Raw genomic sequence first — 12845 nt, forward strand, 5'->3', positions numbered from 1 at the left:
GCTCCCACAAGGGGGATCTGTGATCGACGCAGCATCAATGTGGGAGCGAGCTTGCTCGCGAAGAGGCCGGCCCAGACAACATCACTTCATCAGATCAGTGTCTTTCCAGGGCATTGACCAGGTCATGAAACGCTTCACGATTGGAGTCGTTCAGGCCCATGAGGATCTTGTGCGCTTCGAGCACCTTGATCCGCACCACTTCTTCCGACTGGTCCTGATCCGGCAGGTCGTCCAGGCACTCCGGGCATGGCACCGGGTGGTTGACGATGTTGAACACCTGCTCGAAACCCATCGACTGCAGCAGACGGGTAATGTCTTCGTGGGTGGTGACGACGGTCGGCAGCAGGCCGACCTTCTGCCGCGACAGAATCGACAGTTTGGCCAACAGGCCCAACGTCGTGCTGTCGATGCTGCGGGTTTCGGTCAAATCGATCACGATCGCGTTGAAATTCAGCGCGGTGAAGATTTTCTCAATAGTCGCATCCAACGCCGAACACAGGGTCAGGCGAACTTCACCGACGAACTTCAGGACGAAGGTGCCGTCCTGCTCGGCGAACTGGATTCTACCGGTACTCATTAAAGATTCCTGCTCAACACCAACAGGGCGATATCATCCGGCATCTCCCCTAGCGTGGCCAATCCAAACACTTGCCGCAGACCATCCAGGCTGCCGCCCGCCGACTTCACCCGTTGAGGCAAAGCGGCTTCTTTTTCTTTGAGCGTAGGTTCTGGCAAAAGATCCAGAATGCCATCCGACATCAGCGTCAGGCTGAACGTCGGCGGCAGCTCAAGCACATGGTCTTCGTAGGTGGCTTCATTGAAGAGCCCCACCGGCAGACCACGCCCTTCGAGATAACGAACACTGTCAGGCGTGTACAACACAGGCAACGGCAGATGGCCGCCGATGCTATAGGTCAACAAACCGGTCTCCTCGTCGATGACTCCACCGACCATTGTGACGTGTTTACCCAGCTTACAACTGATCAGCCCCCGGTTGATATGACCAAGGACTTCCGAAGGCTTGAATTCCGGCAAGGTGCCGTTGCGCTTGGATTCGAACAGCAAGCGCGTGGTCATGAACTTCAGCAGCACGGTGACAAAGGCTGAAGAGGCGCCATGACCGGATACATCCGCCAGATAAAACGCGACCCGGCGCTCGTCGACACGGAAATAGTCGACAAAATCACCCGACAGGTACAACGACGGGATGATCTGGTGGGCAAACTTGAACTCGTCGATGCTCCACGGGCTTTCCGGCAGCATGTTCATCTGCACCTGGCGACCGGCGTTCTGGTCTTCCTGGAGCAGGTTCAGGCTGGCCTCGAGCTCGCGGTTGGCCTTCTCCAGCTTCTCGCGATAGCGCTGGTTTTCCAGCAGCAGGCGCGCACGATCCAGGGCCCGGCGCACAGAGTGCTCGAGCACAGCCAGATCTTCGAGAGGCTTGATCAGGTAATCCGCCGCGCCCAGGCGCAGGGCTTCGACCGCATCGTTCATCACGCCGGCACCCGACACCACGATCACCGGTGTTTGCGGTGACCGCTCGGTGACCTGACGGATCAGTTCGAGACCGCCCATCTGCGGCATGCGCAGATCGCAGATGACCAGGTCGGGCGTGTCTTGCTCGAATACCTGAAGACCCTGTTGGCCGTTGCTGGCCTGCAGGACGCTGAAACCACTGTCTTCCAAGTAGGCCGCGAGGCTCGCGCGCACTACTTCGTCATCATCGATTATCAGCAGCGTGGCACTGGTTTTTGGCATGTGGGCAAACGGCGCCAGAATTAGGTTGGCGTAGTTGGCGGGGCATCGGGCCCTGCGCAGACTACTGGATTCGCTTTCTAGCCTCTCTGCTGCACCGCTTTCGAGCATTGGCTGCAAACGCGGTTACACCAGAGGTGCCCTTCTAAGGCGCAGACGGTACTCCCATCCGCAGAGCGTTTCAAGCATGCGCCGATGGTCGCTTGACGACTTTACTTGTCAAATCACCGAGAGTTATAAGAACAGCTCAAACCGTAACCCAATGGAAGGACGAACCTATGAGTCAAACCAGTCGGGACTACAGCGAAAAGCGCGATTTCATCCGTATGCGGGTCGATGCCGATGTCGTGTTGATTCATGAGGGAGATGAGGTTTCAGGCGTTTGCATCGACCTCTCCAGTAGTGGCATGCAGGTCGAAGCACCGCGCCAGTTCGCGGTCGGTGATCGTTTGAGCGTGCGCATCGATTCCGAACATGCCGCACTCAGCGGCCTTGAAGCCGAGACCGAAGTGGTGTGGATCAGGGCACAGGATGGCGGCGGCCAGAAGCTCGGCCTGACCATCCTGAAGATGAAATAGCTGCACACAAAAAAGGCGACCCTGAGGTCGCCTTTCTTTTTACCGGTCGCGATTAAAAATCGTCTTCGACCTGGCCATCCTTCACTTTGAACTCACGGTTCTGCAAGTAAGCGTTGCGGATGAAGGTGTACTTGTCGCCGCTGATCAGCTTCTCGCTCGACAGCAGGCTGGCCCGGGTGTCAACGATGTTCAGACCGAAGATCGAGTTACGCACCGGCACATCGTTGATGTAGCGGTACATGCCGGTGTAGCTGTCGACATACTTGGACGGTGCGTCACGCAGAGTGCTCGGGCCCATCAGCGGCAGCATCACGTACGGACCGCTGCCCACGCCCCAGTAACCGAGGGTCTGGCCGAAGTCTTCATCGCTGCGGTTCAGGCCCATTTTGGTGCCGACGTCGAAGAAACCGAGCAGGCCGAACGTGGTGTTGAAGATCAGACGTGCAGTGTCGACGCCAGCGGCAGCCGGTTTGGCCTGCACGATGTTGTTCGCCAGGTTGGTGACGTCACCGACGTTGCGGAACATGTTGTGAATGCCGTCTTCAAGGAACTGCGGCGTAACAAACTCATAACCCTGAGCCAATGGCTTCAGCGCGTAGGTGTCGACGAAGTCGTTGAACTGGAAAATTGGACGGTTGACGCTTTCCCAAGGGTCTTCTTCCGTTGCCGCCTGAGTGGCAAACGGAGCCAGCAATAGACTGGCACATACACATAGCTGAGCGAGCGGATTGCTCCAGCGCATAGAAAAACTCCTTGGAATGGTACTGTCGCGGACATCTGAGCCCGGGTATTCAGGCCGCTAGTATAAGCGTAAAAGCCCGTTTGGACAGTCTGCGCAATGCAGCAGTCTGTAGGACGCTTCTCGCGTCGCCGTTCACACAGCTGTCATCCAACTGTCACCGGCACGGCCTAGCCTGATCGTTATTTCAGGGACGTTGCCATGACACACGCCGAAACCTTGCCCGTCGCCGCGCCGAGCCTGACGGCCGTACTGTTTGGACTCAGCGGCTGTCTGGTGGATTTCGGTGCCCGCGCCAGTCGACAGACGATCGCCCTGCCCGAGTATGCCGAAGCCACACCGGGCGCACTCGACAGCCTGCACAGTTTGCAGCGCCAGCAGATTCCCTGCGCTTGGCTGGATGAACTGCCCTCGACCCTCGCACAAGCGTTGTCGACCTCGCTGCCAGCGTGGATCAAACCCGCGCAACATTCGGCAACAATCAATCCATGGCCTGCGCCGAACGCTTGCTGGCAGGCCCTGATGGACCTGAACGTCAGCAGTCTGGACGGTTGCGTATTGGTCAGCGGTGAGCCGCGCTTGCTGCAATCGGGCCTTAACGCTGGGCTATGGACCATCGGCCTCGCCTCCTGCGGCTCGCTCTGCGGCCTGGCACCGGGGGAATGGCAAGCACTGAGCCAGAAAGAACGCGAACAACTGCGGGGCAAGGCGACGATGCAGTTATTCGGTCTCGGCGTGCATTCGGTCATCGATCACCTGAGCGAACTCGATACCTGTCTCGCCGACATCAGCCTGCGCCGCCTCAAAGGCGAAAAGCCCTGATCGGGATCATGCAGGTTTGCCGGGAGTGGATTAATCTAAAGGTCAGCCATAGACCTTTGGCGCGCGGCTGCGGTCAATGCCAGTGCCTACTGATAAAAGGAAACCACCATGCCCGCCCAAGAACTGCAAAAACAGCTCGATACCCTGCGCGAGCAGCTGGAGCAGAATCCGCCGCTGTCGGAAGTCGAACGTGAGGACCTGCGCGTGCTGATGGCGCAGATTGAATCCGAAATTCAACTGGAAAATGCCACGCAAGACGCCAGCATTGCCGATGGCGTGAACCTGGCCGTTGAACGCTTCGAAGTCGAACACCCGGCGATTGCCGGCACCCTGCGCAACATCGTCAATGCGCTGGGCAGCATGGGGATCTGATTCCCTCCGAAACGCAAAAAGCCCTGCCATCACTGGCAGGGCTTTTTCATTTCTACAATTTCAACACGGTCCCCTGTGGGAGCGAGCCTGCTCGCGAAGGCGTCGTGTCAGTCGACATCATCGTTGAATGACACACCGCATTCGCGAGCAGGCTCGCTCCCACATTGGATATCGCACATTCCGGATCTTTATTGACGCACCAGGCGATGGTTCGGCAGTTGTACGCTTTCGGTGCTGCGATACGGGTTGATATCCAGACCACCGCGACGCACATAACGTGCAAACACCGTCAGCTTCTCTGGTTTCAGCAGACGCTGCAGATCAAGAAAAATCCGCTCCACACACTGCTCATGGAAGTCCGAGTGCTGGCGGAAGCTGACGATATATTCCAGCAAACTGGCGTGATCCAGCGCCGAGCCACGATACTCCACCACCACTGTGCCCCAGTCCGGCTGACTGGTCACCGGGCAGTTGGATTTGAGCAGATGGCTATACACCGTCTCCTCGACAATCCGCGAATCATCGCAACGCAGCAGTTCCGGGCGCGGATGCTCATAGTTGCTGACACTGATATCCAGATCATCGATGCACACGCCGGGCAGCGCCACGACGCCTTCCGCTTCAACATCCTTCAGGCTGCGAACCCTTACACCCACCGGTTTGCCGGCAGCGGCAGACAGGTCCTTGACAAGGGTTGCTTCCAAAGAAGTGACGTCGGCAAACGCCGTCTGGTTCAACGAGTTCAGATAAAGCTTGAACGACTTCGACTCGATGATATTCGGCGAGTCCGCCGGAATGCTGAATTCGCCGATCGCCACCACCGGCTTACCCGACGGCAACAGCCACGACAGCTCGAAGCAATTCCAGAAATCCACACCTTTATACGGCAGGGTTTCGGCGGTCAGGCCCAGCTCGGCCCATTTCGCGGTGCGCGGAATCGGGAACAGCAGGGACGGTGTGTACGTGGCGATGTATTCGCTGGATTTGCCCAGCGGCGAGTGTTCGGCTGCGGGATGCATGGCGGAAACCTGACTGAATAATCAGCGGATTCTAACAGCCTTTGCCCGCGCCTTTGAGTGCTTACTGACTGACAGTCAGTTTGCCGACCATGCCCGCCTGATAATGCCCGGGAATATTGCAGGCGAATTCCAGGCTGGTGGCCCTGCTGAACGTCCAGGTCAGCTCGGCAGTCTTGCCCGGCTCGACCAACACGCTATTGGGATCGTCGTGCTTCATGCCGTGACCCATCGCCGCGTGATCCATACCGGCCATATCGTGGGACATTTCCTTCATACCGGTAGGCGTGAGCATGCCGCTTTGTTGCATCTGCAACATTTCCTGCTGGTGTCTGGCATGCATCGCTGCGTCGCCGAGGTTGAATTCGTGCAACAACTGGCCTTTATTCACCAGCACAAAGCGAACGGTCTCACCGGCCTTGACCTGAATCGCCTTGGGATCGAACGACATGTCGTTCAACACTACTTCAATGCTGCGCGTGGCTTTGGCGGCAGGCGCTGGCTGGCCGAAGTCGTAGGTGTGGGCTGGCGCGGCCCACACTGGCGAACCCAGCGCCAACAGAAAGGCAGCCAACGTCAGGGATTGGCGTAAAAACATGGTCGTTCTCCAACAAGATAAGGTTCGGCCTGTGGGAAACTTTAGCCGGCCTGCGCTGGCATCTACCTGACAGGCAGATTACAACTTTGTCAGGTTGGCGTTTGTCGCATGCCCTCAAGGTATAACGCTTTCATCTCTACACCCCGAACTCACTGAGTCGCCCATGAAACTGTTGATCGTCGAAGACCAAGCGAAAACCGGCCAATACCTGCGCCAGGGCCTGACCGAGGCCGGGTTCAATACGGAACTGGTGGCCGACGGCAACAGCGGTCAGCAACTGGCGCTGAGCGGTGATTACGCGCTGCTGATCCTCGACGTGATGCTACCGGGCCGCAACGGTTGGCAGATTTTGCACGCAGTGCGTAGCGCCGGGCTGGATACGCCGGTACTTTTTCTCACGGCCAAAGACGCCGTGGAGGACAGGGTTCACGGCCTCGAACTGGGCGCCGATGATTATCTGATCAAACCCTTCGCCTTTTCCGAATTGCTAGCGCGGGTGCGCAGTCTGTTGCGTCGTGGCAGCGCCACACCGCAGGAAACCAGCCTGCAACTGGCCGACCTGCGTCTGGACCTGATTCGCCGCCGGGTCGAGCGCAGTGGCCAGCGCATCGACCTGACCGCCAAGGAGTTCGCGCTGCTGGAAATGCTCCTGCGTCGCCAAGGCGAAGTACTGCCGAAATCGCTGATCGCCTCACAGGTCTGGGACATGAATTTCGACAGCGACACCAATGTCATCGAAGTGGCGATCCGCCGTTTGCGTCTGAAAATCGATGACGAATTCCCCAACAAACTGATCCACACCGTTCGCGGCATGGGTTACGTGCTTGAAGAGCGCAGCGTCTGATGCGCCGTTTGTCCCTGAGTTCGCGCTTGGCATTGTTGTTCGCCGCTTGCACCGCTGTGGTCTCGCTGTTCGCCGGGGTGCTGTTCAACCGCGCCAGCGAGGCGCACTTCATCGAACTCGACCAGCAACAACTGGACGGTAAACTGATCGGCCTGCGCCGCGCCTTGCAGGATGTACAGCCCGGGCAACGCGAGGCGCGGTTGGCGGATGAGCTGAGCCGCCAGGCCGATCTGTCGCTGCGCATCACTGGCAGTGACGGTCAACGCTGGTACGACAGTTCGACACTGATCCCCAAGGATTTGCCGCAACAATCGGGTCTATCGACAATCAGCAAAGACGGCGCGGACTATCGCGTGCTCAACGCCCCGCTCTACCCGGACAAAAACGATTCGCCGCAACTGACTTTGCTTTTGGACATCACCCATCACCAACACTTTCTGCAACGCATGCAGCACTTGATCTGGCTGACCGTCGGCCTCTCGGCGCTGGCCACAGCGCTGCTCGGTGCCTGGGCGGCGCGCAGTGGATTACGGCCGTTGCTCCGCATGAGTGCAGTCGCCCGTGGGATTTCCGCACAATCGCTGAATGCCCGACTCCCAGAAGAACAAATACCGCCAGAACTTGCGGAAATGGCCCACAGCTTCAACGCCATGCTCGCACGCCTCGACGACTCGTTTCAGCGGCTCTCGGCGTTTTCCGCCGACATCGCCCATGAACTGCGTACACCGCTGTCGAACCTGCTGACCCACACTCAGGTCACCCTCACCCGGCCACGGCCGATCGAGGATTACCGCGAAGCGCTGCACAGTAACCTCGAAGAGCTGCAATGGATGGCGCAACTGGTCAACGACATGTTGTACCTGGCCAAGGCTGACCACGGTTTGCTGATGCCCAAACGTGAAGCGCTGGAACTGGCGGATGAGGCGGATGTATTGCTGGAGTTTTTTGCACCGTTGGCGGAGGACGCCGGGGTCAGGCTGTCGCGCGAAGGTCATGCGCGAATCGAAGGTGACCGCAGTATGTTGCGGCGAGCCTTGTCGAACTTACTGGATAACGCTCTGCGGTTTACCCCGGTTGAGGGCGCGGTGAATGTGCGAATCGTTGATGTATCGAACGCGGTGCGGGTTTCAGTCGAAAACAGTGGCGAGGGGATTTCTGCAGAGTTGTTGCCACGGCTGTTTGACCGTTTTTATCGAGCGGATCCGGCGCGGCAGGAAGGCAGCAGTGAACATGCGGGATTGGGGCTGGCGATTACCCAGTCGATCATCCGCGCCCATGGTGGGCAGATTCATTGCGAATCGGAGGCGGGATGGACGCGGTTTGTGATCGAGTTGCCCAAGGGCGATTGAGGCCAGCCATTCAGGCCCCTTCGCGAGCAGGCTCGCTCCCACATTGGATCTGCGTCGTTCACAAATCCCCTGTGGGAGCGAGCCTGCTCGCGAAAGCGGTCTAAAGGTTTACGAATATCTCAGGGCATGAGCCGGCTCGATCTTCGCCGCCCGCCAGGCCGGATACACCGTCGCCAGGAAGCTCAGGATAAAGCCCGCCGAGCAGATCAACAGCACATCCCCGCCCTGCAATTCCGACGGCAGATTGCTGACGAAATACACGTCGGAACTGAAGATATGCTGCCCGCTCACACGTTCGACCCAGCCGACCAACTCACTGACATTGAGCGCCGCGATCACACCGAGCACGCCGCCGATCAATGTGCCGACAATGCCGATCACCGTGCCCTGCACCATGAAGATCGCCATGATCTGCCGTGGCGTGGCGCCGATGGTGCGCAAAATCGCGATGTCCGCGCCCTTGTCGTTCACCACCATGATCAAGGTTGCGATGATATTGAACGCCGCCACCGCGACGATCATCAGCAACAGCAGGCCGATCATGGTTTTTTCCATTTTCATTGCGCTGAACAGACTGCCCTGGGTGTGGGTCCAGTCGTCAGCCTTGAAGTCCGCGCCCAAACCAGAGGCGATGTCCGAGGAGACTTTCGGCGCGGCGTACAGATCCTTGACCGCCAGACGCACACTCTGTACCTGATTCGGCTCCCAGTGCTGCATGGTCGCGGCGTCAGCCACGTGGATCAGGCCCATTGAGCCGTCCAGTTCAGCGCCAACCTTGAACACGCCGACCACATTCAGACGCTGCATGCGCGGGGTGATGCCGCCCGGTGCGGTGCTGACTTCCGGCACGATCAGGGTGATCTTGTCGCCAACATTGAGGCGGAAGCGCCGCGCAGTAATTTCACCAATCACCACGCCGAACTCACCCGGTTTCAACGCGTCGAGGCGGCCCTGCACGATGTGCTGGGCAACGATCGACACCTTGCCTTCCTGTGCCGGATCAACGCCGCTGATCTGGATCGGCTGCATCAGGCCCTTATAGGAGAGCATCCCTTCCATTTCGGTGAACGGCACGGCGGCAGTCACTTCAGGATTTTTCATCGCAGCGGCAGCCACCGGCTGCCAGTCATCAATCGGCTTGACGCCCACGATGGTCGCGTGCGGCACCATGCCGAGGATGCGCGAACTCATTTCACGCTGGAAGCCGTTCATTACCGACAACACCACGATCATCGCCAGCACGCCGAGGGCGAGGCCGATCATCGAGGTCATCGAAATGAACGAAACGAAGCGATTGCGGCGCTTGGCGCGGGTATAGCGCGTGCCGATAAAGATCGATAACGGTCTGAACATTCGCTGGGGCACCGTATAAAAATAAAAGACCCGACGCCGTTTCCGGCGTCGGGTTTCAGCCAATCAGATAGGCGTGAGGCGACCTTCTTGCAGGTGCAGTACGCGGTCCATCTGGCGGGCCAGGTTCATGTCGTGAGTCACCACCAGAAACGCGGTGCGCATCGAGGTGCTGAGTTCCAGCATCAAATCCTGAATGCCCTGGGCGGTGTGAGAGTCGAGGTTGCCGGTCGGCTCGTCGAGCATCACCAGGCCTGGCTTGTTCACCAGCGCACGGGCGATGGCGACACGTTGACGCTCACCACCGGACAGTTCGGACGGTTTGTGCTCCAGACGATGGCCGAGGCCGACGCGCTCCAGCAATGCCGTGGCCCGCTGACGCGCTTCCGGGATCGGCGTCTTGCCGATCAGCAGCGGCATGCAAACGTTTTCCAGCGCGGTGAATTCCGGCAGCAAGTGGTGGAACTGGTAGACGAAGCCGAGCGAACGGTTACGCAGCAGGCCACGCTTCTTCTCGCTCAGTGCCGACAGTTCTTCACCGTCGAGCCAGACGCTGCCTTTGGTTGGCGTGTCCAGACCACCGAGCAGGTTGAGCAAAGTACTTTTGCCCGAACCCGAGGTGCCGACAATTGCCACACGCTCGCCCGGGTGCAACTCCAGTTGCAGGCCGGCCAGTACTTCTACCGATTCCGGGCCTTCCTCGTAGGATTTGCCCAGGTTGCGGCAGCTCAAGATTGCTTGTTCACTCATGCCCGACTCACTCATAACGTAGCGCCTCCGCCGGCTGGGTGCGCGCAGCACGCCAGGCGGGATACAGGGTGGCGAGGAAACTCAGGACCAACGCCGCCGCGCAGACCATGACGACATCCTGGCTCTGCACTTGCGACGGAAGGTAATCAATGAAATACACGTCAGCATTAAGGAATTTATGGCCGATCAGGCCTTCCAGTGCCGAGATCGCGGCGCTGACATTAAGCGCGGCGAGAATCCCGAGCACCGCGCCAATCGCCGTACCGACCACGCCGATCACCGTGCCTTGCACCATGAACGTGCGCATGATCGTGCCCGGCGTCGCGCCCAACGTGCGCAGAATGGCGATGTCGCCTTTCTTGTCGTTGACCACCATGACCAGCGTAGAAATGATGTTGAACGCGGCAACAGCGACAATCAGCAGCAACAGCAGGCCGATCATGGCTTTTTCCATGCGGATCGCCTGATACAGATTGCCGTGGGTACGGGTCCAGTCGCGGGCGTAGTAATGGTCTTCGCCAAGCTGCTGGGCGATGTTCCACGCCACACGCGGCGCCTGGAACAGGTCGTCGAACTTCAGGCGGATGCCCTGCACCTGATCAGGCTTCCAGCGGTGCATCTTCGCCAGATCTTGCAGGTTGGTGACGCCCAGATAACCGTCGAGCTCACCGGCACCGACATGGAAAATACCGACCACGGTGAAGCGCTTCATGCGCGGAAACATCCCGGCCGGGGTCACGCTGACCTCCGGCGCAACAAAGGTGACTTTGTCACCGATGCCCACGCCGAGCTTGGTCGCGGCCTTGTCGCCGATGACGATGCCGAAGCTGCCCGGCGTCAAATCGTCGAGTTTGCCCTGCTTCATGAAGTTGTCGATGATCGAGACGTTGCGCTCGAGCGCAGGGTCGATGGCGTTGAGCAACACCTTGGACACCTGACCGTTATTGGTCAGCAGGCCCTGCATCTGGGTGAACGGCGCAACGGCCGTCACCTGCGGGTTCTGCTTGACCTTGGTGGCCAGGCTTTGCCAATCGTTGATCGGCTCAGTGGATTCAATGGTCGCGTGGGGCACCATGCCCAGCACGCGGGTGCGCATCTCATGATCGAAGCCATTCATCACCGACAGCACGACGATCATCACGACCACGCCAAGGGCGAGCCCGATCATCGAAGTCAGGGAAATGAATGACACAAAATGATTGCGACGCTTTGCACGGGTATAACGCGTGCCGATAAATACGAAGAGAGGTCTGAACATGTCGGGGCTTGTTCGGAGGGAAAAGGAACGTCCTTGTGGCGGGGGTCGATAACCAGCTTTACACTCAGACCACCGCCGCTACCATGGGTTCGCCATGTCGACATTAGATGAAGAAGATCGCCGCGAATACTACCGTATCGAGGACACGATCGCACTGGAAATTCGGCCCCTGTCCGCTCCCGAAGCCGCAGGCCAGGAAGTGTTGCAGGATGCTTCCCCACTCTTCAACCTGCTCAGCGAACTGCACCTGAGCGAATTCGAGTCGCAACACCTGTTGCGCCAGATCAGCGAGCGCGACCGGGCCATCGCCGCGTTCCTGAAATCCCAGAACAAACGCATCGACCTGCTCAGCCAGGTGGTCGCCCTGACCGTGCTCGGCCATATCGGCGAGCCGCAACCGGTGATCATCTCCGAAGGCGGAATCGACTTTCAGTACCCGACGCCGATTGCCACTGGCGCACACTTGTCGGTGAAACTGGTGCTGATGCCACAAGCACTGGGCCTGTTGCTGCGCGCCCGTGTCACGCATTGCGACCGCAAGGGCGAAGGTTATGACGTCGGCACAGAGTTCGAACACTTGACCGACGCCCAGCGCCAGCTGCTCGCCCGCTATATCTTGCAGAAGCAGGCTCAGGAACGACGTCTGGCCCGCGAACAGAACGAATCAGGCATTTAATTTAAGGAAGAACCGTGACCCTCATCTACGGCCACCGCGGCGCCAAGGGCGAAGCACCGGAAAACACCCTGAGCAGCTTTCAGGAATGTCTAAAGCACGGCGTGCGCCGCTGCGAACTGGATCTGCACCTGTCCAAGGACGGCGAGTTGATGGTCATCCACGACCCGACCCTCAAACGCACCACGGAACGGCGCGGCAAGGTCGTCGAGCACACCGCCGCTGAACTGGTGACCTACGACGCGCGCAAGGGTGGCCCGGGCTGGATCAAGCCGTGCCCGATTCCGACGCTGGAAGAGTTGTTCGAACAGTGTGATTTCGAGCACTGGCAGCTCGAGGTGAAAAGCGCTTCGCGCACGCGCGCCGCAACTACCGTGCTGGCGATTCGCGAAATGGCCCAACGGCATGGCCTGCTCGACAAGGTGACGATCACCTCGAGTTCGCGGGAAGTGCTGAAAGCGGCGCTGGATCTGGTGCCGGACGTGTCGCGCGGACTGGTCGCCGAGTACGCCTGGCTCGACCCGTTGAAGGTCGCGGCCAGCTATGGCTGTGAAATTCTGGCTTTGAACTGGACGCTGTGTACACCGGAACGCCTGCAGAAGGCGCAACGTCAGGGGCTGCATGTGTCGGTATGGACCGTCAACGAGCCTGCGCTGATGCGCAGACTCGCCGACTTCGGCGTTGACAGCCTGATTACAGACTTTCCCGGTTTGGCCACTGCCACCCTCGAGAATTGCTGAA

At 59.1% G+C, this 12845-nt stretch carries 15 protein-coding genes and 1 pseudogene; 8 read left to right on the plus strand and 8 right to left on the minus strand.

What is annotated here, in order from left to right; translation table 11 throughout:
* Nucleotides 1-94: 94 nt before the first annotated feature.
* Nucleotides 95-577, minus strand: a complete 483-nt coding sequence (rssC, locus tag ACZ0A4_RS14295; protein ID WP_003226553.1) for an anti-sigma factor antagonist RssC — start codon at nucleotides 575-577, stop codon at nucleotides 95-97.
* A complete protein-coding gene (gene rssB / locus ACZ0A4_RS14300; RefSeq protein ID WP_016986724.1) occupies nucleotides 577-1758 on the minus strand; it encodes a two-component system response regulator RssB in 1182 nt (393 codons plus the stop codon). The genes rssC and rssB overlap by 1 nt, the downstream gene beginning before the upstream one ends.
* 275 nt (nucleotides 1759-2033) lie before the next feature.
* On the opposite strand from rssB, the gene ACZ0A4_RS14305 reads away from it, so the two are divergent.
* Nucleotides 2034-2333: a PilZ domain-containing protein gene (locus tag ACZ0A4_RS14305; RefSeq protein ID WP_463575281.1), complete on the plus strand. Its 300-nt coding sequence runs from the start codon at nucleotides 2034-2036 to the stop codon at nucleotides 2331-2333.
* Nucleotides 2334-2385: 52 nt separating this feature from the next.
* Here the strand turns inward: ACZ0A4_RS14305 and ACZ0A4_RS14310 are convergent, their stop codons facing one another.
* Nucleotides 2386-3075: an MlaA family lipoprotein gene (locus ACZ0A4_RS14310; RefSeq protein ID WP_463575282.1), complete on the minus strand. Its 690-nt coding sequence runs from the start codon at nucleotides 3073-3075 to the stop codon at nucleotides 2386-2388.
* A 198-nt stretch (nucleotides 3076-3273) separates the two neighbouring features.
* On the opposite strand from ACZ0A4_RS14310, the gene ACZ0A4_RS14315 reads away from it, so the two are divergent.
* The 3 genes and pseudogenes from ACZ0A4_RS14315 to ACZ0A4_RS14325 all read left to right on the plus strand — a co-directional run.
* Nucleotides 3274-3894 (plus strand): HAD family phosphatase, encoded by a 621-nt coding sequence (locus ACZ0A4_RS14315; RefSeq protein WP_463575283.1) that lies wholly within the window; start codon nucleotides 3274-3276, stop codon nucleotides 3892-3894.
* A 108-nt stretch (nucleotides 3895-4002) separates the two neighbouring features.
* Nucleotides 4003-4266, plus strand: a complete 264-nt coding sequence (locus ACZ0A4_RS14320; protein ID WP_077573823.1) for a DUF4404 family protein — start codon at nucleotides 4003-4005, stop codon at nucleotides 4264-4266.
* A 48-nt stretch (nucleotides 4267-4314) separates the two neighbouring features.
* Nucleotides 4315-4428: pseudogene (locus ACZ0A4_RS14325) on the plus strand (metal ABC transporter ATP-binding protein); the annotation flags it as partial.
* A gap of 26 nt (nucleotides 4429-4454) precedes the next feature.
* Here ACZ0A4_RS14325 and queF read toward each other — a convergent pair.
* On the minus strand, nucleotides 4455-5285 hold the full coding sequence (queF, locus tag ACZ0A4_RS14330) for an NADPH-dependent 7-cyano-7-deazaguanine reductase QueF (RefSeq protein WP_463575285.1): 831 nt from the start codon (nucleotides 5283-5285) through the stop codon (nucleotides 4455-4457).
* 61 nt (nucleotides 5286-5346) lie between these two features.
* Complete coding sequence (gene copI / locus ACZ0A4_RS14335) at nucleotides 5347-5880, minus strand: copper-resistant cuproprotein CopI (protein ID WP_463575286.1); 534 nt, start codon at nucleotides 5878-5880, stop codon at nucleotides 5347-5349.
* A 163-nt stretch (nucleotides 5881-6043) separates the two neighbouring features.
* Between copI and ACZ0A4_RS14340 the strand changes: the two genes are divergently transcribed.
* Nucleotides 6044-6724, plus strand: a complete 681-nt coding sequence (locus ACZ0A4_RS14340; protein ID WP_463575287.1) for a heavy metal response regulator transcription factor — start codon at nucleotides 6044-6046, stop codon at nucleotides 6722-6724.
* Nucleotides 6724-8073: a heavy metal sensor histidine kinase gene (locus ACZ0A4_RS14345; protein WP_463575289.1), complete on the plus strand. Its 1350-nt coding sequence runs from the start codon at nucleotides 6724-6726 to the stop codon at nucleotides 8071-8073. The genes ACZ0A4_RS14340 and ACZ0A4_RS14345 overlap by 1 nt, the downstream gene beginning before the upstream one ends.
* A gap of 108 nt (nucleotides 8074-8181) precedes the next feature.
* Here the strand turns inward: ACZ0A4_RS14345 and ACZ0A4_RS14350 are convergent, their stop codons facing one another.
* From ACZ0A4_RS14350 to ACZ0A4_RS14360, 3 genes are all read right to left on the minus strand, one after another.
* Nucleotides 8182-9426 carry a lipoprotein-releasing ABC transporter permease subunit gene (locus tag ACZ0A4_RS14350; RefSeq protein WP_463575290.1) on the minus strand — a complete coding sequence of 415 codons (1245 nt, stop codon included), beginning with the start codon at nucleotides 9424-9426 and terminating at the stop codon, nucleotides 8182-8184.
* Nucleotides 9427-9489: 63 nt separating this feature from the next.
* Entirely contained in the window at nucleotides 9490-10188 is a 699-nt protein-coding gene (gene lolD / locus ACZ0A4_RS14355) for a lipoprotein-releasing ABC transporter ATP-binding protein LolD (protein ID WP_053122064.1), read from the minus strand.
* Complete coding sequence (locus ACZ0A4_RS14360; protein WP_150730818.1) at nucleotides 10181-11431, minus strand: lipoprotein-releasing ABC transporter permease subunit; 1251 nt, start codon at nucleotides 11429-11431, stop codon at nucleotides 10181-10183. Before ACZ0A4_RS14360 ends, lolD begins: the two co-directional genes overlap by 8 nt.
* 94 nt (nucleotides 11432-11525) lie before the next feature.
* Here ACZ0A4_RS14360 and ACZ0A4_RS14365 point away from each other — a divergent pair, with 94 nt between their 5' ends.
* Together ACZ0A4_RS14365 and ACZ0A4_RS14370 are read left to right on the plus strand one after the other, a co-directional pair.
* On the plus strand, nucleotides 11526-12107 hold the full coding sequence (locus ACZ0A4_RS14365) for a PilZ domain-containing protein (RefSeq protein ID WP_016986736.1): 582 nt from the start codon (nucleotides 11526-11528) through the stop codon (nucleotides 12105-12107).
* A 14-nt stretch (nucleotides 12108-12121) separates the two neighbouring features.
* The gene (locus ACZ0A4_RS14370; protein WP_236428758.1) at nucleotides 12122-12844 is read left to right on the plus strand and encodes a glycerophosphodiester phosphodiesterase; all 723 of its coding nucleotides are present in this window, start codon (nucleotides 12122-12124) and stop codon (nucleotides 12842-12844) included.
* Nucleotide 12845: the final 1 nt, after the last annotated feature.

Source organism: Pseudomonas sp. AC172 (genome assembly GCF_979258595.1).

Bases quoted from the DNA above. Each gene is read 5' to 3' on its own strand.
- rssC (WP_003226553.1), bottom strand. From the start codon at position 577: ATGAGTACCGGTAGAATCCAGTTCGCCGAGCAGGACGGCACCTTCGTC.
- rssB (WP_016986724.1), bottom strand. From the start codon at position 1,758: ATGCCAAAAACCAGTGCCACGCTGCTGATAATCGATGATGACGAAGTA.
- ACZ0A4_RS14305 (WP_463575281.1), top strand. From the start codon at position 2,034: ATGAGTCAAACCAGTCGGGACTACAGCGAAAAGCGCGATTTCATCCGT.
- ACZ0A4_RS14310 (WP_463575282.1), bottom strand. From the start codon at position 3,075: ATGCGCTGGAGCAATCCGCTCGCTCAGCTATGTGTATGTGCCAGTCTA.
- ACZ0A4_RS14315 (WP_463575283.1), top strand. From the start codon at position 3,274: ATGACACACGCCGAAACCTTGCCCGTCGCCGCGCCGAGCCTGACGGCC.
- ACZ0A4_RS14320 (WP_077573823.1), top strand. From the start codon at position 4,003: ATGCCCGCCCAAGAACTGCAAAAACAGCTCGATACCCTGCGCGAGCAG.
- queF (WP_463575285.1), bottom strand. From the start codon at position 5,285: ATGCATCCCGCAGCCGAACACTCGCCGCTGGGCAAATCCAGCGAATAC.
- copI (WP_463575286.1), bottom strand. From the start codon at position 5,880: ATGTTTTTACGCCAATCCCTGACGTTGGCTGCCTTTCTGTTGGCGCTG.
- ACZ0A4_RS14340 (WP_463575287.1), top strand. From the start codon at position 6,044: ATGAAACTGTTGATCGTCGAAGACCAAGCGAAAACCGGCCAATACCTG.
- ACZ0A4_RS14345 (WP_463575289.1), top strand. From the start codon at position 6,724: ATGCGCCGTTTGTCCCTGAGTTCGCGCTTGGCATTGTTGTTCGCCGCT.
- ACZ0A4_RS14350 (WP_463575290.1), bottom strand. From the start codon at position 9,426: ATGTTCAGACCGTTATCGATCTTTATCGGCACGCGCTATACCCGCGCC.
- lolD (WP_053122064.1), bottom strand. From the start codon at position 10,188: ATGAGTGAGTCGGGCATGAGTGAACAAGCAATCTTGAGCTGCCGCAAC.
- ACZ0A4_RS14360 (WP_150730818.1), bottom strand. From the start codon at position 11,431: ATGTTCAGACCTCTCTTCGTATTTATCGGCACGCGTTATACCCGTGCA.
- ACZ0A4_RS14365 (WP_016986736.1), top strand. From the start codon at position 11,526: ATGTCGACATTAGATGAAGAAGATCGCCGCGAATACTACCGTATCGAG.